The organism is Pseudoalteromonas sp. TAB23 (assembly GCF_000498075.1).
GTDB lineage: Bacteria > Pseudomonadota > Gammaproteobacteria > Enterobacterales > Alteromonadaceae > Pseudoalteromonas > Pseudoalteromonas arctica.
In genome coordinates this window covers 1-7,458 of the sequence record NZ_AUTP01000123.1, presented here as the reverse complement: position 1 = coordinate 7,458, position 7,458 = coordinate 1, and the positions used below count along the sequence as shown (strand labels likewise).

Sequence of the window (7,458 nt, the reverse complement as noted above, 5' to 3'; positions counted from 1 at the left end):
CTTATACGTGTGTGGTAATGGCGGTATGCGCCCTCGCCATGCTGATTTATTTGCGACCGATTTAGACACGCCAACACTGATTAAATACATTGACCGCGTGATTATGTTTTACATTAAAACGGCTGACAAATTACAGCGTACGTCGGTATGGATGGAAAATCTTGAAGGCGGTTTAGACTACCTTAAAAGCGTAGTAATTGACGACAGCTTAGGCATTTGCGACGAGCTAGAAGCGCAAATGGAATTAATTACACAAACCTATGCGTGTGAGTGGAAAAAAGCAATTGAAAGCCCAGATGCTGCCAAACGATTCCGCCAGTTTGTTAATAGCCCCGAAACCGACGACAACATTTTATTTGTGCAAGAGCGTAACCAAATCCGCCCTGCTACAGAAGCCGAAAAACGTGAGCAACGTAATACACAAAACCGTATTCCAGTAATGGAAGTTGAAGAGGAGCAAGCTGATGTCTTGGCATAATATTGGAACAATCGACAACTTAGTGGCTAATAGCGGCGTATGCGCATTAGTTAATAATCAGCAAGTGGCTATTTTTTACATTCCACAAAATCCAACGGCTGTGTTTGCCATTAGCAACTACGACCCGATTGGCAAAGCCAATGTATTATCGCGTGGCATTATTGGCTCAATCGACAATAAATTAGTTGTCGCATCGCCTTTATATAAGCAACACTTTTGCCTAGAAACAGGCGAATGTTTAGAAGCAGAAGCAATACACTTACCGGTTTTTAATGCAAAAATTGAAGACGGCAGTGTATTTATAAGCTCTGAACCAAAAGTTACAACAGCTGTGGCTTAGGGGGAATATTATGAGTGTACTGTCTTATTTTTCGGGTATTGAAAACGTGTGGCTAAATAAGCTTGTTACTAAGCTAACAAGCTCAAATGATCGCAGTGCTAAAAGCGGCAACGTTTATATAATTGGTGCGGGCCCAGGAGACGCAGAGCTAATTACGGTAAAAGCGCAGCGTTTAATTAATACCGCCGATGTTGTTTTATACGATTGGTTAGTAAGCGATGATTTATTAAAAACGCTCCCTAAAAAAGCGCAGCGTGTATTTGTAGGTAAACGTGCGGGTAAGCACTCAATGACCCAAGCTAACATTTGCGAACTACTGGTTAAATACGCGCAACAAGGCTTAAACGTAGTGCGTTTAAAAGGCGGTGATCCGAGTATATTTGCACGTATTAACGAAGAAGCCGATGCACTTACCAAGCATAATATTAATTTTGCTATTATTCCGGGTGTTACAACNGGCTTGTGCTACTTCTGCTTATACGGGTATTCCGCTCACTGCACGCGATGTAGCGCGTAGTGTTACATTTTTAACGGCGCAGTTTGCCGATCCTAACAAGCAACCTCATTGGCAAAATTACGCGTTTATGCCTGCAAACAACAACCCCACTTTAGTGGTTTATATGGGACTTTCGCGCTTACAAACACTAAGCAACGGTTTGCAATCAGTGGGTTGGCCAAGTAATACACCCATTGCACTAATAGAGAATGCCACTACCACTAAGCAAAAAGTAATTACCAGTACGCTTGAACAGATAGTAGACGATCATGCTAAACACAACCTTCAAGGCCCTACCCTAATTATGATTGGCGAAGTAATAAATCATAAAATGGCAATTAGCCCTGAGTTATTAAACAGTGTAAATGTTAACGCATGATACAAAATGAATAATGCACTTTTCGCGCTTACTACCTCCCCAGGAGTAGGCGCTTTTTTGTTTTTAATTTGGGTTCAAGTTGTGTGCAATAACATGTTTAAATGCACCAAATAAGTTAAAAGTAATGGTAATTTAAATTATAGAAACACAGTGACAAACAAAAACAACACTTTAAGCAATTGTATTAGCTTGATTTTAAATTCAATGATGAAACTTATTAATGATTGGAACAGTGGTTGCACTTTAAAAACAAAAAAGTGTGGAATAATACCTATGGCGACAAGCAATCCTCTCACAAAACAGTTTTTATTAGCGGCTAAATATCAAGAAATACACGCGCTAAAGCAATTACAAAATAGTTGTGCCTCGCTTACTAAATTAGGCGATTTTGTACATCAGTTACAAAAAGAACGCGCAATGAGTAATATATTTTTGGCCTCAAATCGAGAGCGATTTAAAACCCAATTACAAGAACAAATCCCTTTAAGCGACAGCGCACAAACTGCATTTTATGATTCTCTTAAACAAACATTTATAAACGACAACGCCGATACTGGCCATACTCGGTTATTTAATTTAATTACCTACAGCTTACAAGCACTCGATGCATTACCGGTATTGCGCAAGCAAATAGCACAACAAAACATTAGTGCGGTACATGCTACGCAGTCATTCACTCAGTTAATTGCTAGTTTACTCAATATTATTTTAGAGGCAGCAGATGGCGCAAGCGATCCCAAAATAACGCGCTTATTAGTTGCCTTTTTTAACTTTATGCAAGGTAAAGAATACGCAGGACAAGAGCGTGCCTGTGGTGCACAAGCATTTGCAGCGAGTAAATTTACCACAGAGCAAAAACAACAACTCGCGCATTTTGTACAAGAGCAAAACCACAGCTTTGACTTTTTTAATGAGTACGCCGATGCGCACCTTTTAAAATGTTTTGGCACACTAACAACGCATCAGGTTAATAATCAGGTAGAGCAACTGAGAAGTTTACTGCAAAAGCTCGATGACGAGAACGCTCAACCGCTCTCACAACTGAGCGAAGTATGGTACGAAGTAACCACTACGCGCATAGATATAATGCACAAAATTGAACAAAATATAGCAGATCAGTTAATTGATACCGCAGCAATGCAAATAGCCTGTGCTCAACGTAGCTTAAATACAAATAAGCAGGTACTTAACAATATGGTAGAGCAACAAATAGCCCCTGCTTTTGGCCAATTAGCCATTAAGCAACCAGAGCCAGAAGTAAGCCAAAACATAGCGGCCGATAAGCTCAATAGTAATAAAAGTATGTACGATTTAATTATCGAGCAAAGCCAGCATATTAAACAAATAAACCAAGCGTTACTTGACGCTAAAAAAGTAATTAGTGAGCAAAAGGTAATTCACCAAGCCAAATATATACTTATTGAACAGTTAAAACTCACTGAAGAGCAAGCCCATAAACAGCTACAAAAACAAGCAATGGATACACATAAAACCTTATTTAGCGTAGCGCAAACAATTGTACAAATGAGCGATTAAATATGCTGTTTTTACTAGGGCATGTTGCTCTTTAGTAAGAACACTACTCTACATAATACTTATTTATTCAGTTATAAATTTCACGATCAGACTTAGTTTGACCTTATTTAAAATAGATTCATAAGCTACTGACTATAATAAGGTAAGGCTTTAATTTGGCGTTAATTTATAAAGTGAATAATTCAACACATTCAAAATAATCAACTACAATAAGTTAATCATTTGTTGCATCTCATTTTAATGAGGCATATTTATTTAATACTGTTGTAGGAGTTTGAATGCCCAATGTAGAGAGTTATTTAGAAGGTGTATCATTAATAGATGAGCAGCAATTAACGACTTCTCTTGATAATGACATTCAAACAAGCTTAGAAAGCTTTGCTGAGCTAATTTTAAACATTTTTGATGCAAGCTCAATCTCTATTGCTGCTAACCTGCCTCAACGTGCTGTCGAGCTATATAAATCAGGTCCAAAAATAACAGTAGCTAAAGAGCAACTATCTGATGACGTTTTTAATGAATCGATTATCGAGCATGATCCTAAAATATTTAGAGTGGTATCACCTATTATTTTGCCCTCAAACCTTAAGGTTGGATGGTTGGTATTCGAGCGAGCAAGTGATTCACTACTTACCGAAAAAGAAAAATTAATCTTAAATAGTTTACAAAAAAACTTTGTTAATCAGTTAGTCCAACGTAAAAATTTATTAGATAAAATAAACAGTTCTAAGTTTCACTCAACAATTAGCGAGCTAAAAGAAGGCGAAACTGAAAAAGATCGCCTAATCAAAAAATTACAAAAAATGAGCGATGAACTTGATGAATTTACCAGTATTGCTTCACACGATCTCAAGTCACCATTAAATGCTATAAAACGTTTATTAGAGTGGATTTATGATGACTGTAAAGATTTACTCCCTCAAGAGCACCTAGAAAACTTTCAGCTTGTGCTCAGCCGGACTAATAGAATGCAAGTACTGCTAGAAGATTTACTAAGCTACTCGAGAATAAATAGCTGTGATTCAACGCGTGAAAACATATCTTTAGAAAGTATTTACCAAAATGTAGAACAAATTTTGGAAGTTCCACAAACTGTCACTGTTGATATACACGCCAATAACGAAGTACTCGATATACCGCTGATCCCTTTTAAAACTGTTTTTCAAAATCTTATTAGTAATGCAATAAAACATAACAATAAAGAGCACCCGGTTATCGATATTTCACTTATCCCCTCTAATCAATATTACATTATTGAGATAACAGATAATGGCCCTGGAATTGACCCTAAATATTTTTCACTCATATTTAAGTTATTTCAGACATTACAATCTCGAGATGATGTTGAAGGGAGCGGCATTGGACTCTGTATTGCCAATAAGCTCATTATTAATTATGGGGGCAAAATTGAAGTAGCCTCCGATGGGAAACTTGGCAGTACATTTACTATTTATTGGCCCAAAGTTTAACTATGAAATTATCAATTATAAACGAGCATCATGTAGATGCTGCTCTTAGAAGGAACTTATGAATATTTTAATTGTTGATGATGACTTAGTTGATCGCAAATTAATTAAAAAAATGCTTATTTCTGATGGATCTCATCATCATGACATTACCGAGGTAACGTGCGTATCCGAGGGTTTGAAAGCCATTGAAGACACGCACTTTGATATAATACTACTCGATTATAATATGCCTAAAGAAGATGGCATTGAAATGCTAATTGAAATGCGTGCAAAGCCTAAACTCGGTAACACCGCAATTATCATGATTAGCTCCTCAGAGAACTCAGCTCTGGCTATTGAGTGTATAGAAGCAGGCGCTCAAGACTTTTTACCAAAAGGTGATATAACGAGGGATAGTTTAAATAAAGCGCTTATATATGCAAAAAAACGCTTCGAGGCAGAACAACGTATGCACAACAGTTATCTTGCTGTAAAGCATATGGCAGAACGGGATCAGCTTACTGGTTTGTCTAATCGATATCATTTTGAAGAAATACTAAAAGTAATGATAGCTAACAATAAACGTGCTAAAAACTGCGTGGCGTTACTTGCTTTAGATTTAGATAACTTCAAAAATATTAATGATACGCTTGGGCATAGTGTCGGCGACGAAATTTTAATACAAACAGTAGAAAGAATTCATAGTTGCCTGAGGCAAAATGAGGGATTTGCACGGTTAGGAGGCGATGAATTTGCAGTTATAATAGGTGGGATTTGCAACATTAATCAAATAGGTATGATAGCAAATAGAATATTAGCTGAAGTTTCTAAACCCTTTTTGCATGAAGGCAGAACTTTAAATTGCAGTGTTAGTATAGGAAGTGCCTTATACCCAAATGATGCTACTGAATCTCATGAACTGCTAAAATGTGCTGACATTGCAATGTATCGCTCAAAGCAAAGTGGTAAAAGTAGAATAAGCTTTTACAAAGAGCAATATCAATATGAGTTTAGTCGTCGGGTAGATATTCAAAATAGTATAAAAGAGCACATAGAGGAAAAAAACTTTAGGCTATTTTATCAACCTGTTTACTGTTCAAAAACACAAATAATGACAGGTGTCGAAGCCCTGATTCGTTGGCCAGATACAACCGTTAATTATACCCCCGATGAGTTTATTCCTATTGCTGAAGAGTGCCGATTAATAGCCCCCTTGGAAAATGGATAATTGCGAGCGCTTTAAAGCAGTTATCTTTGTGGCAGAAAGACTATCAAACGCCGTTAACTCTATCTATTAATATTTCACCGATACAGTTGCAAAGAGAAGTTTTACAAACGTATCTATTAGAGACAGTCGAAAAATACAATTTAAAAACCAGTAGTATTATTCTGGAAATAACAGAAACAGCTTTTATGGAAAACAGTAAAGAAGTGATTGAGATATTAACCTCTTTGTCTAACAAAGGGTTTAGAATTGCTTTGGACGATTTTGGTATGGGTTACTCATCCATATCTCACCTTATTTCCTACCCTATTGATATAGTAAAATTAGACAAAAGCATGCAATCGTTAAGTGGAGAGGTAATCCCCCCATTTTTAATGGAGGCTATCTGTAGAATCTTCGTTGTTTAACTTTTCCAGTTTTTGTATGGGGGTTATGCCACCTATCCCCATGTTAGGCCGTTCATTATTATAAGCCCATAACCAATCGGTTGCTTTATCTTGTAACTCACTAATATCACTGTAAATATAATGACTTAGCCAGTCATACCTAACCGTACGATTAAACCGCTCTACATAAGCATTTTGTTGCGGGTTACCTGGTTGAATAAATCGTAATTCAATATTATTATTTAACGCCCACTCTGCTAATTTATGGCTAATATATTCAGGCCCATTGTCACACCTGATAGCTTTTGGCTTTCCACGCCATTCTATAATTTGATTCAGCGAGCGGATAACACGCTCAGCGGGGAGTGATAAGTCAGCATCTATTGTGAGTCCTTCTCGATTGAAATCATCAATCACATTGAACAAGCGACACCCTCTGCCATCAGATAATTGGTCGTGCATAAAATCCATTGACCAACATTCGTTAATGGCATCAGGTACAGCCAATGGCTCAGGCTTCTCCCTTGTTAGACGTTTTCTAGGCTTTATTCGCAGATTCAACTCAAGCTCACGGTAAATACGATAAACGCGCTTATGATTCCACGTGTAGCCTTTAACATTGCGTAAATATAAAAAACATAAACCAAATCCCCAATTACGCTGACATTGGCTTAAATCCAATAGCAACGCTGCAATCTTCTCATTTTCATCAGATAGTTTAGGCGTATAGCGATAGCATGTTTCACTTATCATAAAAGTGCGACAGGCTGAGGCAATACTCATTTTATTTGTGCTAACGACTTCATGTGCCAATACTTTGCGCTCAGAAGCCTTTACCACTTTTTTGTCATTGCCTCTTGAATGACCTCAGATTTTAGCCGCTCTTCAGCATACATTTTCTTTAAACGGCGATTTTCATCTTCAAGCTCTTTCATTCGTGTCATTAAAGACGCATCCATGCCGCCGTATTTAGCGCGCCATTTATAAAAGGTTGAGTTGCCCATGCCATGTTCACGGCATAGCTCAGGAATAGGCACGCCGCTTTCTGCTTGTTTTAAAATAGCGAGGATCTGACTGTCTGTAAAATGTGCTTTTTTCATAATTTTCTCCTGTGTTTACAATAAGAGAAAATTCTACGTTTGGCATCTATTATTTTTAGGGAGGATTACC

Annotated in this window: 6 protein-coding genes and 2 pseudogenes; 7 read left to right on the top strand and 1 reads right to left on the bottom strand. The window is 37.4% G+C overall.

From position 1 onward, the window contains the following. The 7 genes and pseudogenes from L654_RS0104185 to L654_RS1000000128515 all read left to right on the top strand — a co-directional run. Nucleotides 1-478 (top strand): annotated as a pseudogene (locus L654_RS0104185) (nitrite reductase (NAD(P)H)); the annotation flags it as partial. Further along, nucleotides 465-818 carry a nitrite reductase small subunit NirD gene (gene nirD, locus L654_RS0104180; RefSeq protein ID WP_002959861.1) on the top strand — a complete coding sequence of 118 codons (354 nt, stop codon included), beginning with the start codon at nt 465-467 and terminating at the stop codon, nt 816-818. The pseudogene L654_RS0104185 and the gene nirD, both read left to right, overlap by 14 nt. A 10-nt stretch (nt 819-828) precedes the next feature. Beyond that, nucleotides 829-1,693: pseudogene (gene cobA / locus L654_RS01000000125455) on the top strand (uroporphyrinogen-III C-methyltransferase). Between the two features lie 273 nt (nt 1,694-1,966). Further along, on the top strand, nt 1,967-3,229 hold the full coding sequence (locus L654_RS0104170; protein WP_024607363.1) for a nitrate- and nitrite sensing domain-containing protein: 1,263 nt from the start codon (nt 1,967-1,969) through the stop codon (nt 3,227-3,229). A gap of 278 nt (nt 3,230-3,507) precedes the next feature. Continuing rightward, nucleotides 3,508-4,698 carry an ATP-binding protein gene (locus L654_RS0104165; protein WP_024607362.1) on the top strand — a complete coding sequence of 397 codons (1,191 nt, stop codon included), beginning with the start codon at nt 3,508-3,510 and terminating at the stop codon, nt 4,696-4,698. Nucleotides 4,699-4,756: 58 nt separating this feature from the next. Next, entirely contained in the window at nt 4,757-5,905 is a 1,149-nt protein-coding gene (locus L654_RS01000000125450; RefSeq protein WP_263640617.1) for a GGDEF domain-containing response regulator, read from the top strand. A gap of 26 nt (nt 5,906-5,931) precedes the next feature. Continuing rightward, the gene (locus L654_RS1000000128515; RefSeq protein WP_263640616.1) at nt 5,932-6,309 is read left to right on the top strand and encodes an EAL domain-containing protein; all 378 of its coding nucleotides are present in this window, start codon (nt 5,932-5,934) and stop codon (nt 6,307-6,309) included. Here L654_RS1000000128515 and L654_RS0104155 read toward each other — a convergent pair. Beyond that, nucleotides 6,274-7,388 (bottom strand): IS3 family transposase gene (locus tag L654_RS0104155; protein ID WP_139016090.1). Its coding sequence is split into 2 segments (ribosomal slippage): nt 6,274-7,136 and nt 7,136-7,388, totalling 1,116 coding nucleotides; the frame shifts between segments, so codons are not numbered across the junction. The two genes, L654_RS1000000128515 and L654_RS0104155, sit on opposite strands and share 36 nt — an antisense overlap. Nucleotides 7,389-7,458 lie beyond the last annotated feature (70 nt).